Consider the following 1,142-nt stretch of genomic DNA (forward strand, 5'->3'; position numbering starts at 1 on the left):
AATCTAAACGATCTCTAAGAATACCCCATGCCATTTTTGCATCATTGGATAACTTGATATATTTAGGATTTGTAAAAAATACTTTCGGTATTTGATAAAACTTTTCTCTGTATTCCTCATTTATGTTGTAAAGTTTAATTGACATAATAAAAACCTCTTTCCGAATTTTAGTTTGGTAAGAGGTAATAAAACGCTTACATTTTTTGTGTTTATTTAATAATCTAGGTGCTTGCACTAAGATATTATTCATTATATAATCTAAGTATCGAAAATTATATAAATAAACAGTTTCTAAACGTTTTATTACCAAACCCCGACTATTACCAGTAGTTGGGGTTTTTGTTATATTAAGGTTATTATAGCACTTTGAATAAACTTTAAAAAGGGAAAATATAGGTTTATAAACCTTTGATAAACACCATAAACCCTTTACAAACCCTTGATAAAAAGGTTGGCGAATTTATATTTTTATTTGTCGATTACTTTATTATTAATCGTTATAAGCTTATAATATTTTACTAAGGGTTTATAAACATTTTATAAAGGGTTGATGATATGAAAAGTGTAAAAAGGTTGAGTGAAGAATTAGGGGTTAGTAAGCAAACGATTTTTAATAATATTAAGAGATTGAATATAGAGACAATAAAACAGGAAAACACTTCGTTTATTAAAGAAGATACCGATATAGAAAAAATCATTCAAAGAGTAAATGAAAATAAAAGGAAATATGGTTTTGAAAGTGCTACTGAAGACAAACAAAAAAAAGAGTCGGATAATATTAATTTTGAATCTAAAAGCGATGCTCAAATAGTAGAAATACTTAAAAATCAGATTAATACTTTAAATAATCAAATTGAAAAACAAGAAAGTCGTCATGAAACAACAATTGAATTTTACAGAAAAGAGTTGCAAGAAAGATCAAAATTGCTTGAGAATCAGCAAGTTCTGGCATTAGAGAGTAATAAAAAGATTCAAAAATTAGAAAATCAATTAGAAAAAGAAAAACACCTTAATTATCCCTTTGATACATCTACTAACGCTATTCTAAAGGTTGATGAACAAGATAATAAATATACTACTATTCATGTTAATATTTTCCTAGATCATGAAGAAACTAAAGATAAAGAGATTCAATATAAGGA

At 26.0% G+C, this 1,142-nt stretch carries 2 protein-coding genes; one reads left to right on the plus strand and one right to left on the minus strand.

Annotated elements, in window-relative coordinates; all coding sequences use genetic code 11:
• Positions 1-250 (minus strand): replication initiator protein A (locus L4923_RS30770; RefSeq protein WP_239370879.1); only part of this gene is annotated, 250 nt, incomplete at its 3' end.
• 305 nt (positions 251-555) lie between these two features.
• On the opposite strand from L4923_RS30770, the gene L4923_RS30775 reads away from it, so the two are divergent.
• On the plus strand, positions 556-1,142 hold a 587-nt coding region (locus tag L4923_RS30775; RefSeq protein ID WP_239370880.1), incomplete at its 3' end, for a DUF536 domain-containing protein.

Origin of the sequence: Terribium retamae, assembly GCF_022347545.1 — a bacterium.
Classification (GTDB): Bacteria; Pseudomonadota; Alphaproteobacteria; order Rhizobiales; family Rhizobiaceae; genus Mesorhizobium; species Mesorhizobium retamae.